Annotated in this window: 13 protein-coding genes and 3 tRNA genes; 5 read left to right on the top strand and 11 right to left on the bottom strand. The window is 37.5% G+C overall.

Annotated features, from left to right (window positions below; genetic code table 11):
• Positions 1–4: 4 nt before the first annotated feature.
• From AWV75_RS06485 to AWV75_RS06455, 7 genes are all read right to left on the bottom strand, one after another.
• On the bottom strand, positions 5–1,777 hold the full coding sequence (locus AWV75_RS06485; RefSeq protein ID WP_060873606.1) for a hypothetical protein: 1,773 nt from the start codon (positions 1,775–1,777) through the stop codon (positions 5–7).
• 1,516 nt (positions 1,778–3,293) lie between these two features.
• Positions 3,294–3,370, bottom strand: a tRNA-His gene (locus AWV75_RS06480).
• Positions 3,371–3,386: 16 nt separating this feature from the next.
• Positions 3,387–3,460 (bottom strand) — tRNA-His (locus AWV75_RS06475).
• A 93-nt stretch (positions 3,461–3,553) separates the two neighbouring features.
• A tRNA-His gene (locus tag AWV75_RS06470) sits at positions 3,554–3,627 on the bottom strand.
• Positions 3,628–3,699: 72 nt separating this feature from the next.
• Complete coding sequence (gene bshB1 / locus AWV75_RS06465; protein ID WP_060873605.1) at positions 3,700–4,416, bottom strand: bacillithiol biosynthesis deacetylase BshB1; 717 nt, start codon at positions 4,414–4,416, stop codon at positions 3,700–3,702.
• Between the two features lie 4 nt (positions 4,417–4,420).
• A complete protein-coding gene (locus AWV75_RS06460) occupies positions 4,421–5,476 on the bottom strand; it encodes an isochorismate synthase (protein ID WP_060873604.1) in 1,056 nt (351 codons plus the stop codon).
• Positions 5,473–5,922 (bottom strand): PaaI family thioesterase, encoded by a 450-nt coding sequence (locus AWV75_RS06455; protein ID WP_002991767.1) that lies wholly within the window; start codon positions 5,920–5,922, stop codon positions 5,473–5,475. The genes AWV75_RS06460 and AWV75_RS06455 overlap by 4 nt, the downstream gene beginning before the upstream one ends.
• 188 nt (positions 5,923–6,110) lie before the next feature.
• On the opposite strand from AWV75_RS06455, the gene AWV75_RS06450 reads away from it, so the two are divergent.
• The 4 genes from AWV75_RS06450 (at position 6,111) to AWV75_RS06435 (ending at position 9,854) form a co-directional block, all read left to right on the top strand.
• On the top strand, positions 6,111–6,683 hold the full coding sequence (locus tag AWV75_RS06450; RefSeq protein WP_002991765.1) for an L-threonylcarbamoyladenylate synthase: 573 nt from the start codon (positions 6,111–6,113) through the stop codon (positions 6,681–6,683).
• Positions 6,684–6,701: 18 nt separating this feature from the next.
• Positions 6,702–8,138: a CCA tRNA nucleotidyltransferase gene (locus tag AWV75_RS06445; RefSeq protein ID WP_060873603.1), complete on the top strand. Its 1,437-nt coding sequence runs from the start codon at positions 6,702–6,704 to the stop codon at positions 8,136–8,138.
• 4 nt (positions 8,139–8,142) lie between these two features.
• Positions 8,143–9,180, top strand: coding sequence for a COX15/CtaA family protein (locus AWV75_RS06440; RefSeq protein WP_197429562.1), 1,038 nt, complete (start codon positions 8,143–8,145; stop codon positions 9,178–9,180).
• A 233-nt stretch (positions 9,181–9,413) separates the two neighbouring features.
• Positions 9,414–9,854 carry an adenylyltransferase/cytidyltransferase family protein gene (locus tag AWV75_RS06435; RefSeq protein WP_060873601.1) on the top strand — a complete coding sequence of 147 codons (441 nt, stop codon included), beginning with the start codon at positions 9,414–9,416 and terminating at the stop codon, positions 9,852–9,854.
• Positions 9,855–10,936: 1,082 nt separating this feature from the next.
• Here AWV75_RS06435 and AWV75_RS06430 read toward each other — a convergent pair.
• The 4 genes from AWV75_RS06430 to AWV75_RS06415 all read right to left on the bottom strand — a co-directional run bounded on the left by AWV75_RS06430 (position 10,937) and on the right by AWV75_RS06415 (position 15,103).
• Complete coding sequence (locus AWV75_RS06430; protein ID WP_060873600.1) at positions 10,937–11,185, bottom strand: hypothetical protein; 249 nt, start codon at positions 11,183–11,185, stop codon at positions 10,937–10,939.
• A gap of 290 nt (positions 11,186–11,475) precedes the next feature.
• Entirely contained in the window at positions 11,476–11,718 is a 243-nt protein-coding gene (locus AWV75_RS06425) for a hypothetical protein (RefSeq protein WP_060873599.1), read from the bottom strand.
• 1,091 nt (positions 11,719–12,809) lie between these two features.
• The gene (locus tag AWV75_RS06420) at positions 12,810–13,133 is read right to left on the bottom strand and encodes a GIY-YIG nuclease family protein (RefSeq protein WP_060873598.1); all 324 of its coding nucleotides are present in this window, start codon (positions 13,131–13,133) and stop codon (positions 12,810–12,812) included.
• An 830-nt stretch (positions 13,134–13,963) separates the two neighbouring features.
• Positions 13,964–15,103: a DegT/DnrJ/EryC1/StrS family aminotransferase gene (locus AWV75_RS06415; RefSeq protein ID WP_060873597.1), complete on the bottom strand. Its 1,140-nt coding sequence runs from the start codon at positions 15,101–15,103 to the stop codon at positions 13,964–13,966.
• A 394-nt stretch (positions 15,104–15,497) separates the two neighbouring features.
• Here AWV75_RS06415 and AWV75_RS06410 point away from each other — a divergent pair, with 394 nt between their 5' ends.
• Positions 15,498–16,913, top strand: a complete 1,416-nt coding sequence (locus AWV75_RS06410) for a neutral/alkaline non-lysosomal ceramidase N-terminal domain-containing protein (RefSeq protein WP_060873596.1) — start codon at positions 15,498–15,500, stop codon at positions 16,911–16,913.
• Positions 16,914–16,924: the final 11 nt, after the last annotated feature.

Genomic DNA, 16,924 nt, shown 5'->3' with positions numbered 1-16,924 from the left:
AAGGTTATTTGACAATTAAGGTTTGAAAAGATGTTTTATTGTTGATGATAGAAACCAATAAATAGGTTGTTCTACTTGCTAGACGATAGGTGTATTGCCCTCCTTCAATGAGGCCTAGCTTCTTGCGTTGGATAAATTTCCCTTCTAGAGTATAGATATAAAAATCAACCTGTTTAGCGGATGCAAAATCATAGTGTACTGTAAATTCCTCTCCTGCCTTCACCGGATTAGGAGTGACTAACCACTGCTCCTCAACACCCATCGTTGTTTTTATTTGCTTGTCTACAGTAAAACCAAAACGCTGGGACTTCCCTCTGACATCTGTAACCTCCAACGAGAAAGTACCCGGGTAGTTTACGCGTAAAACTGGAGCTGTAGATATTAACTTATCTTCCAAATACCAGCGGTATCCGTATTGTTTGTTTTTACTTTTAATTTGGGGTTTAATCTCAATCAAATCACGCCCTTGTAATGCCCAACTCGAAGCTAAACTCAGCTGATCTGTCTCGGAGAAATCCAAAACAACAGATGCTATATCTGCTTGTTGTCCTTGGGTATCTTGCACACTCAAAGCATAGGTAGCACTAGGCAACCCTACTAGAGGAAAGGATGTACTTTCGCTAATAAAAGCATGGGTTTCTTGGGTTTGTAAATCCCTTGCTTGAATGTAAAAAGGAGGCTCTCCTACCTCATTCATCCCCAATTTATACAGGCGATTAATACCTAGTGTATCTTGTTGAATATCTATTTTAAATGGTTTTACTCTGCCGATTGACAAATAAGTATGAGACTGTGGGGATACGGTGATGTTAGCAAAACGCAAGTTTACAGTATCCTGTTTATCATAGGCAATCTCACCGCCTTGTGAAGTATATAAAACATAGGTTTCATCCTTTTCGGGTTGAACCCCAACCTCCATATCGAAAGTCAGCGCGTGTTCTCCTTTATTTTGAACCAACCACTGGCGTTTAAAGCGATTGTTCTGAGAATCAAATGTTTTTTCCTTGCCATTATCCCCGATCAACACATAGGTTTGGTCTTCTAATCGGGTTGTAGCATCTGATTTTTTAAAGGCAACTGCTAGTTCTACATTACTCTTTGTTGCGGTTTGATTCAAACCAAAATAACGGTCTTTTGCCAAACCAATAATGCGATTGTTGAAAGAAGAATCCTGCTTTTCATCCCAAACTTTTACTTCCTGACTACTCCAATACTTTGATTTATCACCCAACGTAATACCATACTTCAACCCCAAATAGGTATCAATTTGATCGCGCTTTAAAGTCGTTGAACAGTCGTTACAAATCAAAACCTCATACAGGGCAGTTGTGGTCTTATCATAGGTATTGTCTAAATACATAATCCCTTTAGATTTTCCCTTTTTATAGTTTTTATTGTAAAAATTAAAATTGACGATAGCCCCTTGATTCAAATAAGACAAATCAACCTTTACTTCTGAATTGGATTTTATTACATCGGTATAAAACGTATGCAACTCATCCGAATCATAGAGTGAGAATAATTTCTCCCCTCCTTTTGTCGTTTTTACCACATAAAAAACATAGCTAAATGTAGAAGAAGTAAATTTCTTATTGAGCACTGGAAATTCACCACTAAATAAAATAGGCGCATGATAATTAAATCCAGTAGAGCTATTGGGTGCATCCACACCTTTTACCCACAACAATTGATGGGTGTCTTTAAACGTTTTTTGTCCGAAACAACTCAAGGTGCCTGAACATAAAATAACAAGAGAATAGAGTAAGGTTTTGTACATATGCTAAGATTTAAATGCAACGATTGAAAGCAAAGAACAGAACAGCCTAATATCCTATTCCTTCCTACTCCAAGTATGAATTTCCTTGTTCTACTTGGGTGCACAATCGCTATTTTTAACTAATATTCTATTATAACTTTAAGAAAAAACAGAAAAACAAATTTAACTACATTCACAAAACATCAAACTACATGCCTTTTTGAATATAAAAAAACATCATTTATGTTTATTTTCAATTAAAACAAAAAATAATAGTAATAATAGCGAATATTTTATTAACTTAAAATTAACCTAACAAGAATTATATCTATTCGATAAAAAACAGAATAAACCAACGATTAAAGCAAAATTTACGTTAATATTAAATCATAAAAACACGCATTAACGTAAAAAAATAAACTATATATACCAAACCTTAAAACAAAATACTAACTTACAGTTGTTAAAAAAGAAAAAAAACGACTTATTGTGAGTCAAAGACTTATACTAGCGGAGCAATTGGAGAAGAGAAAGTGGAGAGGAGAAATGAGAAATCGAAACGTAGTGAAGATTCATCGAATACCAAAACAAATATAAACGTAGTGAGATAAAAGGGAAAGAAGTAAATGTTCTAAATCGTATAAATTTTCTTTAATCAATAAAACCAACAACTTCACAAACTCATCTTCTCACCACCTCACCTTCTCACTGCCTCACAAAGCACAAATTAGAGAGAAGAAAAGGGAAATCGAAACGCAGTGAAAATCGAAACGTAGTGAAGATTCATCGAATACCAAAACAAATATAAAATAGGTGAGATATATTCATCGAACACCAAAACAAATGTAAACGTAGTGAGATAAAAGGGAGAGAAGTAAATGTTCGATTAAAACAGAGTTTCTTCTTGAATCGATAAAACCCACGATTTCACAAAAAAGCAAAAAAGCAACCTACGACTTCACAAACTCACCACCTCACAAAGCACAAACTGGAGAAGAGAAAAGGGAGAGAAGTAAATGTTCTAAATCGTATAAATTTTCTTTAATCGATCAAACCCACGATTTCACGAAAAACCAAAAAAGCAACCTACGACTTCACAAACTCACCGCCTCACAAAGCGCACCCCACTACCCTCACAAAGCACAGTTGAATAACGGATGCGACCCTTCTCCTTCCTTCGTCAGGATGACAAAAGTTGAATAGACCTTTTTATTTTCAGGGGGACATACAGCGCGGAGCAACGGATTAGCGTATTGCTTTTTTGCAACAATCCTCTTTAATCGATAAAACCTACGATTTCACAAAAAAGCAAAAAAGCAACCTACGACTTCACAAACTCATCTTCTCACCGCCTCACCTTCTCACCGCCTCACAAAGCGCAAATTGGAAAAGCGAGAGAAGTAAATGTTCGATTAAAACAGAGTTCCTTCTTTAATCGATAAAACCTACGATTTCACAAAAAAACAAAAAAGCGACCTACGACTTCACGAAGAGCAAAGCACAAAAAAAAAGAGAGAATGATTACTCATTCTCTCTTTGGGGTGATTAATGGGTTTCGAACCCACGACCTTCGGAACCACAATCCGACGCTCTAACCAGCTGAGCTATAACCACCGTGTATTCTTTTTTGGGTGACTAATGGGTTTCGAACCCACGACCTTCGGAACCACAATCCGACGCTCTAACCAGCTGAGCTATAGCCACCGTGTATTTTTTTGTAGGTGTCTTAACACATTCACCTTTTTTGTTTGTATCCGTGATGATTATGATCATCAACTCATACGTGTATTTTTTTTGGGTGATTAATGGGTTTCGAACCCACGACCTTCGGAACCACAATCCGACGCTCTAACCAGCTGAGCTATAACCACCGTATTTGTCTTATTTTGACGCTTGCAAAGGTAGCCATATTTCCTTACGTTGCAAGCATTTTTTTAAAAATTTTATACCAAATCATCTAAACGATTGACTGCCAAATATCTTTCTACTGTAAATCCTTCCGCATGTTCTTTATTTATCAAGCGTCCTAGGTCTTGTGCGCGATACACAATGCTATCCAAGAAATTTTTGGAAGTAATTGGCGTTGAGGGTTCTTTGGAGTTTGCATCATAAAATTGCGTTCCGTACGCCAAAACTGCTTGTACTTTTTGATCGATGAATCCTGTTACATCCACAACAAAATCAGGCTCGATATTTTTCCATTGAATGTAATGATACACCAATTTTGGACGCCAAGCTTCTTGTACTTCTCCATGCACTGTGGTTTCAATACGTCTCAATCCCGCTAGAAAACAAGCATCAGAAACTAATTTACTTCCTTTACTATGGTCAATATGACGATCGTCAATCGCATTACACAATACGATCTCTGGCTTGTACTTGCGGATCATTTTAATGATTTCTAGCTGATGTGCTTCGTCATTTACAAAAAAACCATCGCGAAAACCTAAATTCTCACGCACAGACACGCCTAAAATCTGAGCGGCTGCCGCTGCTTCTTGTGCGCGAATTTCCGCACTTCCTCTTGTTCCTAATTCCCCACGAGTTAGGTCGATAATTCCCACTTTCTTCCCTCCGTGAATTTCTTTCGCTAATGTTGCTCCACATCCCAATTCTACATCATCTGGATGAGCTCCAAAGGCTAATATATCTACTTTCATAGGCTTAAAATAAAACTTTTTTCATGGTGGTGGACTTATTAACGGTTTCGACAAACTCACTAGCTGGATCGCTGTCTTCCGTTACTCCACATCCAATGTATAAATTAACGTGATCTTTCTCTATCTCCATGCATCTCAGGTTGACGAACAACTGACTGTGTAATTCTCCTGCTGCTGTAGCACTATTCAATTCTCCCAGATATCCTGCATAGTATTTACGCGCATATCCTTCTTCTTTCAATAAGAAATCTCGACTTACCTCTTTTGGCATGCCACAAACGGCGGGTGTCGGATGTAAAGCTTCTACAACCGTCTGCACATTGACGTCTTTTAGTGTTGCTTCTATAGTTGTACAAATATGCATCACTTTAGCTGCTCGTTTCGTAAAGGGTTCAGATACTTCAATATGTATACTCAATGGTTGTAATTTATCTACAATAAACTCCGTCACATAGCGCTGTTCTTCTTGCTCCTTTTCTCCCCAAAACACCTCATCTTTGCCATGGTTTACCTGTGTACCAGCTAAAGCCATCGTGTGCAGGGTTTGTCCTTTCAGCTCTACTAACGTTTCAGGAGTTGCCCCCATCCATAGTCCGATTTGAGGGTGGTAAACCACATAGCAAAACGCTTCTGGATAAGCCCTTAACAAATTAGTAAACAAGGGTTGGATATCCTGTATCTCCAATGCGACCTCCTCTTTTCTTGCAGGCACTACCTTACTAAATTTTCCTTCTTTGATTGCAGCAACACATCGTCTAACCAAATCTTCAAAATTGGCCTTTGCAGGTTGCGCCTCATAATCCAACTCAAAGGCACCCGATTCAAAGGGATGTCTAGCAACCTCCTCTTCTATTCTAGTTGCATGAGCCAGGGGTATATAAAAGCGAATGCCTTCGTAAAAAGGCGCTACTATAAATCCGGATGCTGTAAAATGTTCTACTTCGTGCAGGGTTGTATCGTGTTGAAACAATCCGATTACATGGGTTTGACCTGGTTTTTTATAGAGTACAAAAGGTTTATCTTCTGCTATCTGTTGGGTCCATGTCTCGTATAATCTCATTCTCCCTTGTTTTTATCAATTACAATATTGGTGATTTTACACACGGACAACAACACATCATTTTCATCTGTAATTCGAATTTCCCATAAATGTAAAGTACGCCCACGGTGTATCAATCGCGCAGTTCCTGTAACAAACCCCGCTCGCTTACTGCGCACGTGGTTGGCTGATATCTCAATTCCTCTTATTTCTTGCTGCGTCGGATCAATGAGCATCAAAGAGGCACCACTTCCCAAACTTTCTGCTAGTGCAACCATAGCACCACCATGAAGTAAACCTGCTGGTTGATGTACCCGTTCATTTACAGGCATTTTTGCCACTAAAAATTCAGGACCTGCATCAATATATTCAATTTGCAATGTCTCCATCAACGTGTTCTTACACACCTTCGCATACATCGCTAATACCTCTTCTTTATTAAAGTCCTTTCTTCTTTTCACATGCATAATATAACTAATTTTAGGCGTCTTAAAAGTAAGCCAAAAAAGATGGACTTCCCTTAAAAATATTATAATTCTTTCTTTTTTGAAAGTGCCATTGCATTTCTTCTGCCCCAAGGCTCCCGTGTATGCCATTTTTTTAGTATTTTTAAGCCCTTAAAATAAAGAACCAATTTTATTGTAAGGAAACGACAATGGAAGATATCCAAAAAGAAGTTCATAAAGCTTTTGAAGTAATTAAAAATGGCGGTATCATTTTGTATCCCACAGATACCATTTGGGGGATTGGCTGTGATGCGACCAATAGCGAAGCCATTAAAAAAATATATCAATTAAAACAACGTGCAGAAAGCAAAAGCATGATTGTATTAGTAAATGGTGATCGATTGTTGCATCGCGTTTTTCACAATATTCCTGAAGTGGCTTGGGAGATTCTCGAATTTAGCGATAAACCAACAACCCTAATTTTAGATAATCCTAAACTAGTGGCCCCAGAAATTATTTCTGCAGACCAATCTTTAGGTGTACGTATAGTAAAAGATCCCTTTTGTTATAATTTGATTGAGCGCATGAAAACTCCTCTTGTTTCTACTTCAGCAAACATCAGTGGTTATCCTTCGCCTCAAAATTTTATGGACATCGATTTACGCATTATTGAGGGAGTTGATTATGTGGTAAACCTCAAACAGCAGGAAACCAAACCCAATAAACCTTCAACTATCATTAAATTAAAAGAAAACGCACAGGTAACGATTATACGCAAATAGTCTGTGCCATTTGACATTATGACCCAAGAACACCCAACCTATAAAGAAGCACTGCAACATCCCATTTTTGAGATTATTACCCAAGCGGCAACAAACCTAGGGGTAGAAGCTTATGTAATTGGCGGTTTTGTACGCGATTTTTTACTGCAAAGAGATTCGAAAAAAGACATTGACATTGTTGCTGTAGGCAGCGGTATTGCCTTGGCTTTAGAAGTGTCTAATTTATTGCCAAATCATCCGAAAGTACAAGTTTTTAAAAACTACGGTACGGCTATGTTGCGCTACGATGATATTGACATTGAGTTTGTGGGTGCCCGAAAAGAGTCCTATCACTTTGACAGTCGCAAGCCTGTTGTAGAAGATGGTACACTAGAGGACGATCAAAACCGAAGAGATTTTACCATAAATGCCTTAGCAATTTCACTAAGTGCAACTACCTATGGTCAACTCATTGATCCGTTTAACGGCGTTGAGGACCTGAGAAACAAAATAATCCGCACACCGCTAGATCCAGATATCACCTATTCTGATGATCCTTTGCGCATGATGCGTGCCATCCGATTTGCTACACAGCTTCACTTTACCATTGAAGAGGCTTCTTTAGCCTCCATTGCAAAAAACGCTGAGCGCCTTGAAATTATTTCAGGGGAACGCATTGTCGATGAGCTCAACAAAATACTACAGGCAGATGTTCCTTCTACGGGGTTCTTACTCCTATATCAAACAGGATTACTCCACCTTATTCTTCCCGAACTGATTGCTTTAAATCAAGTAGAAGAAATTGAAGGGCATACACATAAAAACAACTTCTACCATACCCTAGAGGTCGTAGACAATATTGCGCGCAATACAGATGATGTATGGCTGCGCTGGGCTGCTTTATTACACGATATCGGAAAAGCACCTACCAAACGCTTTTCTAAACGACAAGGTTGGACCTTTCACGGACATGAATTCTTGGGCGGTAAGATGGTCAAGAATATCTTTATGCGTCTGCATATGCCGTTGAATCAGAAAATGAAATTCGTACAAAAAATGGTGATGATGAGTTCACGCCCTATTGTACTGTCTCAAAAAGAAGTAACGGATTCTGCCGTACGTCGTTTGGTATTTGATGCGGGTGAACACGTAGAAGATTTGATGACGCTTTGTGAAGCAGACATTACAACGAAGAATCCAAATAAGTTTAAAAAATACCACCACAACTTTCAGATGGTACGCCAAAAGATTGTAGAAGTGGAAGAACGAGATCATGTGCGCAACTTCCAACCGCCTATTACAGGAGAGGAGATTATGGCCTTATTTAACCTACAACCTTGTCGAGAAATTGGCACGTTAAAGGAAGCCATTAAAGAGGCTATTCTAGAGGGCGTTATCCCGAATGAATATGAGGCAGCCTATGATTTTATGCTTGAAAAGGCAACTAAAATGGGACTAACAATTGTAAATAAATAATATGATGAAAAGCTCTTTTTTACCATTAGCAAAACTATCCTTGGTATTGGTGTACCTGGTGATTTTTGCTGGGGCAGCAGTTCGAATGACTGGTTCCGGAATGGGATGTCCAGATTGGCCGAAGTGCTTTGGTTACTACATCCCTCCTACGGATGAGGAAGTACTAACTTGGCAACCTAATCGAGAATACAAAAAGGGACAAATGATTATTCACGATGAAGCCCTTTGGAAAGCCAAAGATACCTTCACTACTCCATCGCTTTATGATGAAGCACATTGGGAGAAATACACCAAGCATGACTATGCTAAATTTAACCCCCAACACACCTGGACGGAATACATCAACCGCTTATGTGGTGCTGTAGCCGGATTGGCTTGTTTAGCCCTAGCGATTGCTTCTTTTGGCTATTGGAAAACAAATAAAAAATTAGTCTTCGCTTCTTGGTTGGTGGTCTTTTTAATGGGATTCCAAGCGTGGCTTGGTGCTACAGTGGTTTTTTCTGTATTAAACCCACTTAAAATTACAGTACACATGGTCATGGCGCTTGTTATTGTGGCCTTGTTAATCAACATCATCAAAGTAGCCAAAGCAAAAACCGAGATTAAAAAATACAACGCTACCTTCCGTACCTTAACTGTAATTACCTTATTGCTTACCTTGGTACAAGTTGTATTGGGTACACAGGTGCGCGAATTTGTAGATGAACAAGTAAAGGCCGGAATTACCAATGAATACTTGTGGTTAAACACACCTACTCTCGACTTCTACATTCACCGTAGTTTCTCTATTTTAGTGTTTGTACTCAACTTCTACTTGTTCTTCTTAAACAGACAATTGAACTTGGGCTTCTCTAAAGTAAAATGGGTAGCTATTCTGCTTGTTTTAGAGATTTTAACGGGGGTATTGATGCAATATGCTCATTTCCCATTCGGCTCTCAAACGGCTCACTTAGTGCTTGCCTCTATTCTTTTTGGAGTGCAATACTACTTATTCCTAGAGGCGAGAAAATGTTACTATAGCGGAAAAAGTTCTTTAGATTAGTATCTCATACAATATCCAATAAAAAAAAGCGTTTTTCTAAATAGATTAGGAAAACGCTTTTTTTTACTCCAAACAACCATTCTTATTAAAAGAAAGCTAATTTTCCCTTAAATCATTTGGTACTTAGGTTAAAAACCTTGTAAATTTGGCTAAATATCAAAAGTTTTCTTTGTATTGTATTGCATCTTACAATAACGCATTTCATACAATTATAAACTTTCAACCCCAATGCTATGACAACAAAAAAAATTGGTATCACATTTAGTTCTTTTGACTTGCTACATGCGGGGCACATCAAGATGCTTGAAGAGGCAAAACGCCAGTGTGATTATTTAATCGTAGGTCTACAGACGGACCCGACTATTGACAGACCAGAAAAAAATAAACCGACTCAAACGGTAGTTGAACGCTACATCCAATTGAAAGGTTGTAAATTTGTAGATGAAATTGTTCCATATACAACGGAACAAGATTTAGAAGATATTCTACGCGCTTTCCATATTCACGTCCGTATTCTAGGGGATGAATATGCTGATAAAAACTTCACAGGTAGAAAGTATTGCGAAGAAAAAGGAATTGAGTTTTATTTTAATTCAAGAGATCACCGTTTTTCTAGTAGCTCTCTACGCAAAGAAGTAGCCGAGAAAGAAAATGGTAAAGTAATTGCGATGTAAACGTGAGATTTGCGCTTTGTGAGGTGGTTTTTTTGTGAGAAGGTGAGGCGGTGAGTTTATAAAATCGCAGGTTTTATCGATTAAAGAGGATTCTTACAAAAAAGCATTTTGCAAAAAAGCAACTTTATAAAAAAATAATAACCATTCCTTTTTAGGGGTGGTTTTTTTTTGCGCTTTGTGAGGTTTGTGAGGTGGTGAGGCGGTGAGGTGGTGAGGTGGTGAGGTGGTGAGGTGGTGAGGTGGTGAGGTGGTGAAATCGTAGGTCACTTTTTTGCTTTTTCGTGAAATCGTTAATTTTATCGATTAAAGAGGATTGTTGCAAAAAAGCCTCTTGTAAAAAAGCTCCAAAAAATAGTATCCTGTGAGCGCGAGATGCGACCCTTCTCCTTCCTTCGTCAGGATGACAAAAGTTGAATAGACCTTTTTATTTTCAGGGTGACATACTGGGTGGAATTACTGGATGGTTACTAAGGGTGAATATCATACTTGTTACTCTAACCAGTCACTCCACACAGTACTCTGGCTAGTATGTCACCCTGACGTAGGAAGGGTCGCATCTGTTACTCAACGCTTGTTAATCAACACAGTACCTCACAGTATTGCGTCAGCGCGAGATGCGACCCTTCTCCTTCCTTCGTCAGGATGACAAAAGTTGAACAGACCTTTTTATTTTCAGGGTGACATACTGGGTGTGGATTATGAAACGGTGAGATTTGTGCTTTGTAAGGGTTGCTCTTTTCGCTTTGTGAGGTTTGTGCTTTGTGAGGTGGTGAAATCGCAGGTTTTATCAATTAAAGAGGATTGTCACAAAAAAACAAAAAAGCCCCCTTACAAAAAATCCCCTTACAAAAAAACCTCCTGCAACAAAGCAAAAAAGCTCCAAAAAAAGCCAAAAAAAAACTGCTTCAGGAAAGTATACTGAAGCAGTTATGACAAATACGGTACAAGATCATTCGATGTATCTTATTTCATTAAGATCTTCATAGTAAGGATCGGTGATAAAATTTTAAGAAACTTCAATTTTGTTCGAATACTTCGAATTTTATCTTTCCCCTATTTATCGGTGTAAACAAAAACAAATTTTATTTTGAGGGTCTGACCACATAATAAAGCACACTCTTCTTGAAGAACAAAAGACGTTTAACCGTACGTTCTTCTCTTTTAATAATAAAGTCTTCTTGAATTAGGCGATAATGCAACCCTTTGGGTAGCGTGGATAAAGCAACATAATTCTGTCCTTGTTTCTTCCCTTTTTCTAGTAGGAGTAAAAACTGTTCAAAATCATCAGAACATTCTGACAATTTCAATTGTTCAAATGCTGATTCTAACATTTTATTAATATTTTTGTTTTAGTAAGATGTTGTAAATATATCAATTAATTTGACAAAATCAACAATTTTTCTCAACAAAATAGAGCTTTTAGAGCATTTTCACAAATAAAACAACAAATTCCTACTTTAACAAAAAACTAACATTATTATATTGTTCTTTCAACTTTATTTTGACTTATATTGAAACATTATGATTATTTCTTATTTTATTTTAAAGCGAACTTCTTATTCATTCTTTTTTTTTCTTTCTTCACTTATATTCTTTATTATTCTTTTACCTTCACTTTTTTCTATTTTTCAACTTTAAAAGAGTAAACCGTTTTTTTAAAAAAAAGGAAATATCGGATTGTTTTTTTAATCCGTTTAATGGTATAATTTTCCTGAATTAAACGATAATGTAAAGCAATTGGAATGGATGATAAAGTGAGGTAGTTTCTTCCTTGTTTTTTTTCTTTTTCTAATAAAACTAAAAACTCCTCAAAAAAATCATTCCGTTTCAATGCTTCTAAATGCAAGACAATTGAATCTATCATATTCTTTAGTTTTAGAAAATTAATATCCTTGCAAATATAACAATAATTGCACGAAAAATAAATATTATATTCAACAATAAAACGAAAACACAAAATAATCCATTAAATAAACAATAAAAAGTCACATTTTATACCTAAAAAAATACTAATTTTTAAACACTTTCATTCTTTGCGAGAAAAAAACGCAATAAAAGTCTTTTTTTATTTATAAAAGCATAAAAATAACTTTATAACAACCTGAAAACAAAGTGGTTATATGACAAAACAGGACTTTTAACTACGCACATATGCTATAAATCTCTTCCTGTAAGGATAAGTGATTTTTATACTACACAAGATGTGAATAAACAGCATTTTATATGATCATCTGTAAAAGGAAGTTCTAGAGATGAATACAGGATGCAATACTGGCTGGAAAATACTGAGTGGATACTAGGCGTGAATACAACACTTGTTACTCTAATCAGTCGCTCCACACAGTACTCCGGCTAGTATGTCACCCTGACGTAGGAAGGGTCGCATCTGTTACTAAACGCTTGTTACTAAACGCTTGTTACTCAACGCTTGTTACTCTAACCAGTTACTCTACACTTGTTACTCTACACAGCACCCTCACAGTATTGCGTCAGTGCGAGATGCGACCCTTCGTGCCTCAGGGTGACATACGGGGTGGTTACTGAGCGTGCATACAACGCCTGTTAATCAACACAGTACCTCACAGTATTGCGTCAGCGCGAAATGCGACCCTTCGTGCCTCAGGGTGACATACGGGGTGGAATTACTGGGTGGTTACTAAGGGTGAATATCATACTTGTTACTCTAATCAGTCGCTCCACACAGTACTCCGGCTAGTATGTCACCCTGACGTAGGAAGGGTCGCATCCGTTACTCAACGCTTGTTACTCTAATCAGTCACTCTAATCAGTCGCTCCACACAGTACTCCGGCTAGTATGTCACCCTGACGTAGGAAGGGTCGCATCTGTTACTAAACGCTTGTTAATCAACACAGTACCTCACAGTATTGTGTGAGCGCGGGATGCGACCCTTCGTGCCTCAGGGTGACATACTGGAGGGCCATACTAAAAGGGAATCACAACTCCAACGTTAGTAGCATCGGATTACTCAAACGAACTAAATTCAGTTTTTTAGCTCTGGACCATCCTTTCAATTCCTTTTCTCTTGCTATTGCGTTTTGGATCCAAGTAAACGTTTCGAAGTAGATTAAATCAGTTACAAAATACTTCCCTGTAAAGCTTTTAGGGTTATTGTCTTTATTCCTTTGATGTTCTCCTACTCGTCTTGTTATACTGTTTGTAACACCAATATAAAAGGTTGTTCGATACTTGTTTGTCAGGATATACACATAGTAGGTATGGAAACCCGCAGGACTGTTTTCATTAAAATCTTTGTACATACTTTTCTTAAAAACAATACAAATCGTGTACCAGTTTTTATTACATTGTATTGCGTGAGCGCGGGATGCGACCCTTCTCCTTCCTTCGTCAGAGTGAATATCATACTCATTACTCTAATCAGTCGCTCCACACAGCACTCCGGCTAGTATGTCATCCCGACGAAGGAGGGATCACATCTGTTACCAACGCTTGTTACTCTACGCAGTACCTCACAGTATTACGTCAGCGCGGGATGCGACCCTTCTCCTTCCTTCGTCAGGATGACAAAAGTTGAATAGACCTTTTTATTTTCAGGGTGACATACGGGGTGGTTACTGAGCGTGAATACAACGCCTGTTACTCTACACAGTCACTCTACACAGCACCTCACAGTATTGCGTCAGTGCGGGATGCTACCCTTCTCCTTCCTTCGTCAGGATGACAAAAGTTGAATAGACCTTTTTATTTTCAGGGTGACATACTGGGTGGGTACTGAGCGTACATACAACGCCTGTTAATCAACACAGTACCTCACAGTATTGCGTCAGTGCGAAATGCGACCCTTCGTGCCTCAGGGTGACATACGGGGTGGTTACTGAGCGTGAATACAACGCTTGTCACTCTACACAGTCACTCTACACAGTCACTCTACACAGTCACTCTACACAGCACCCTCACAGTATTGCGTCAGCGCGGGATGCGACCCTTCGTGCCTCAGGGTGACATACTGAGTGGAGAATACTGGGTGGTTACTAAGGGTGACATACTGAGCGGAATTACTAAGACAAACACTCAATCTGAACCACAAAAAAAAGGATGTTCATGTGAACATCCTTTTTTATTATCTTATTTATGCTTTAAAAAAAGCTTGAATTGCTTTTGCTATTCGCTCGCGCTCTTCAGTAGTCATATTACTACCAGAAGGCAAACAAAGTCCGATGTCAAATAACTCTTCTGCTACAGTACCTCCATAATAAGGAGCATCTACGAAAATAGGTTGTTTATGCATTGGTTTCCACAACGGACGTGTTTCGATTTCTTCTTCTAACAACGCTAAACGCAATTGTTCTCTATTTTTACCACATACAGCCTCATCGATTGTAATACAACTCAACCAATGGTTAGAGAAATAATCTGCCGATGGTTCTGAAAATACGGTTACTCCATCAATAGAAGCGAATAATTCTTGATAGAATGCATGATTAGCACGACGAGCAGCGATGCGATCATTCAGTACTTCCATTTGTCCTCTTCCTACACCTGCTAAAATATTACTCATACGATAGTTATATCCGATGTGTGAATGTTGATAATGTGGTGCATTATCTCTTGCCTGTGTTGATAAGAATACGGTATAGTCTTTTTGTTCTTTGGTGTTGCAAACTAAAGCTCCTCCTCCAGAAGTAGTAATGATTTTATTTCCATTGAAACTCAATCCTGCCATCGTTCCAAATGTACCACATTGTCTTCCTTTGTATGTACTACCTAAACCTTCTGCTGCATCTTCTAAAACAGGAATTTCATAGCGATTCGCTACTTCCATGATTTCATCCATTTTAGCAGGCATTCCATATAAATGCACCGGAATAATTGCTTTTGGCTTTTTACCTGTTGCAATGGTACGCGCTTTAATTGCATCTTCTAAGGCAATAGGACACATGTTCCACGTTTGTTTTTCGCTATCTACAAAAACGGGTTTTGCTCCTAAATAAGCAATCGGATTTGCGGATGCAGAAAAGGTCATCGTTTGACAAATTACTTCATCTCCTGCTTCTACGCCTAGGTTAATTAACCCTAAATGCAACGCTGCAGTTCCAGAACTTAACGCTGCAACTTGAACCCCTTCTCCCAAGAATTGTTCTAAATCACTTTCAAAGCCATTTACATTTGGCCCTAAAGGAGCCACCCAATTCGTAGCAAAGGCTTCGTTTACATATTTTTGTTCGTTCCCTCCCATATGCGGAGAAGATAACCAGATTTTTGTTTTCATTCTGCTGTTTTTTATCGAATTTGGAAGAGTTAAAGGTAAGTAGTTTTAACTTAAGTTTATCTGCTTTTTCCACCAAAACACTTTTTTATACAAAAACACGAATATCCTATGATACTAAAGAAAACAAATCCTTTTCTTTCTTAAAAATTTTATAGAATTCAGACAAAAAACCTTATTTTTATATTTTAAATCCAAAACAAATTTATTTTCTGTCAGAATATTTTTAGTATTTACCATCAAAAAATAATTCAACACAGCTACGATTACTTTCTTTTCTTCCTTACGCCTAAAAAATGCACATTATTCCTTATACTGAAAAATAAGTGAAGAAGGTCTTTTTACATTTTCATTTTAAAAATATTCCTAATTTTGAAATAACTAAATCAAATGATATATGCAAAAGAAAACAATTTTACTTTACATGCTTAATCTTTTATTCTTCACTTCTCTAACAGCATGTGCACAAGACAAAATTTTATATGCGGGAATAGCTAAAACAAGCCTACTTCCAGAAACAAAAACGTTACTGCAAGGCGAAACAGTACACGATACGTTATATGTTAAAACTATCATTCTAGACAATAAACAAAACAAAGTTGCTTTTATGATTGCTGACTCTCAAGGTATTGCACAATTTATCATTGAAGAAGCAAAACAAAAAATCCATGAGGCCACATCTTTTCCTATTGAAAACATTGTAGTGGCTTCTACTCATACCCATTCTGGCATCGTAGCAAGTACATCTCCTGAAAATTTTAAAAAGAATAAACTCACAGCTTACCAAGAGTTTTTAGTTCAAGCTTTAACTACTAGTTTTATAACCGCTTATAATACCCTACAACCAGTTGAAATTGCATGGGGTTCATTTGATAAACCTGATTATGTTTTTAACCGCCGTTGGTATACCAAAGAATTAAACGTAAATCCTTTAGGAGGAATGGATTCTGTAAAAATGAATCCAGGCAATCAACTTCGCCCTGATTTAATTAAACCAGCAGGGCCAACGGATTCTCAGATTGGTTTTATCGCACTGCGAACATTAGATAAAACTCCTCTCGCTATATTAGCCAATTACTCCCTGCATTATGTTGGAGGGATTGAAAAAAACACAATTTCAGCAGATTATTTTGGAGTCTTTGATACAGAAATTAATAAGCTATTAAATCACAATAAAATTAATCCTCATTTTATTGGAATCATGTCAAATGGTACTTCAGGTGATGTAAATAATAATGATTACAGTAAAAAATTACCCACCTATCCTCCCTATGAAAAAATGAAAAGTATTGCTCATAATATCGCAGAGAGCTTAGCGAAAGAATATCAACAATTGAGTTTTAAAAATTGGATTCCACTTCATGTAAACTATGAGGAAATTGCACTTGAAAAAAGAATCCCTGACGTACAACTAAAAGCGAATTTCAAAAAAATCAATACCAATAAATCTAGTAAACAAGTTTTTCATAGTGATGAAAAATATTATGTTACTCGATGTAATTATTATGAAAAAACATATCCCAATACCATTACAGTTCCTTTGCAAGTTATTGAGTTAGGTGATATAGTCATTAATACCATACCCTTTGAAGTTTTTGCAGAAACGGGTCTAGAACTCAAAAAAAGAAGTGCATTTGCTCAATCCTTCACTATAGGTTTAGCAAATGGACATTGGGGCTATTTACCTACACCGGAGCAACACCTAAAAGGGGGTTATGAAACCTGGTTAACAGTAAATCGAGTGGAGAAAAATAGCTCGCGCATCATTACAGAACAGATCATCAATATGCAAAACCAAATAAAAAAAAGGTAATCTAATTAGAT

It is taken from the genome of Myroides odoratus (genome assembly GCF_001549985.1).
In the GTDB taxonomy this organism is placed as follows: Bacteria; Bacteroidota; Bacteroidia; order Flavobacteriales; family Flavobacteriaceae; genus Flavobacterium; species Flavobacterium odoratum_A.
This window is presented reverse-complemented; position numbering and strand designations above follow the sequence as displayed.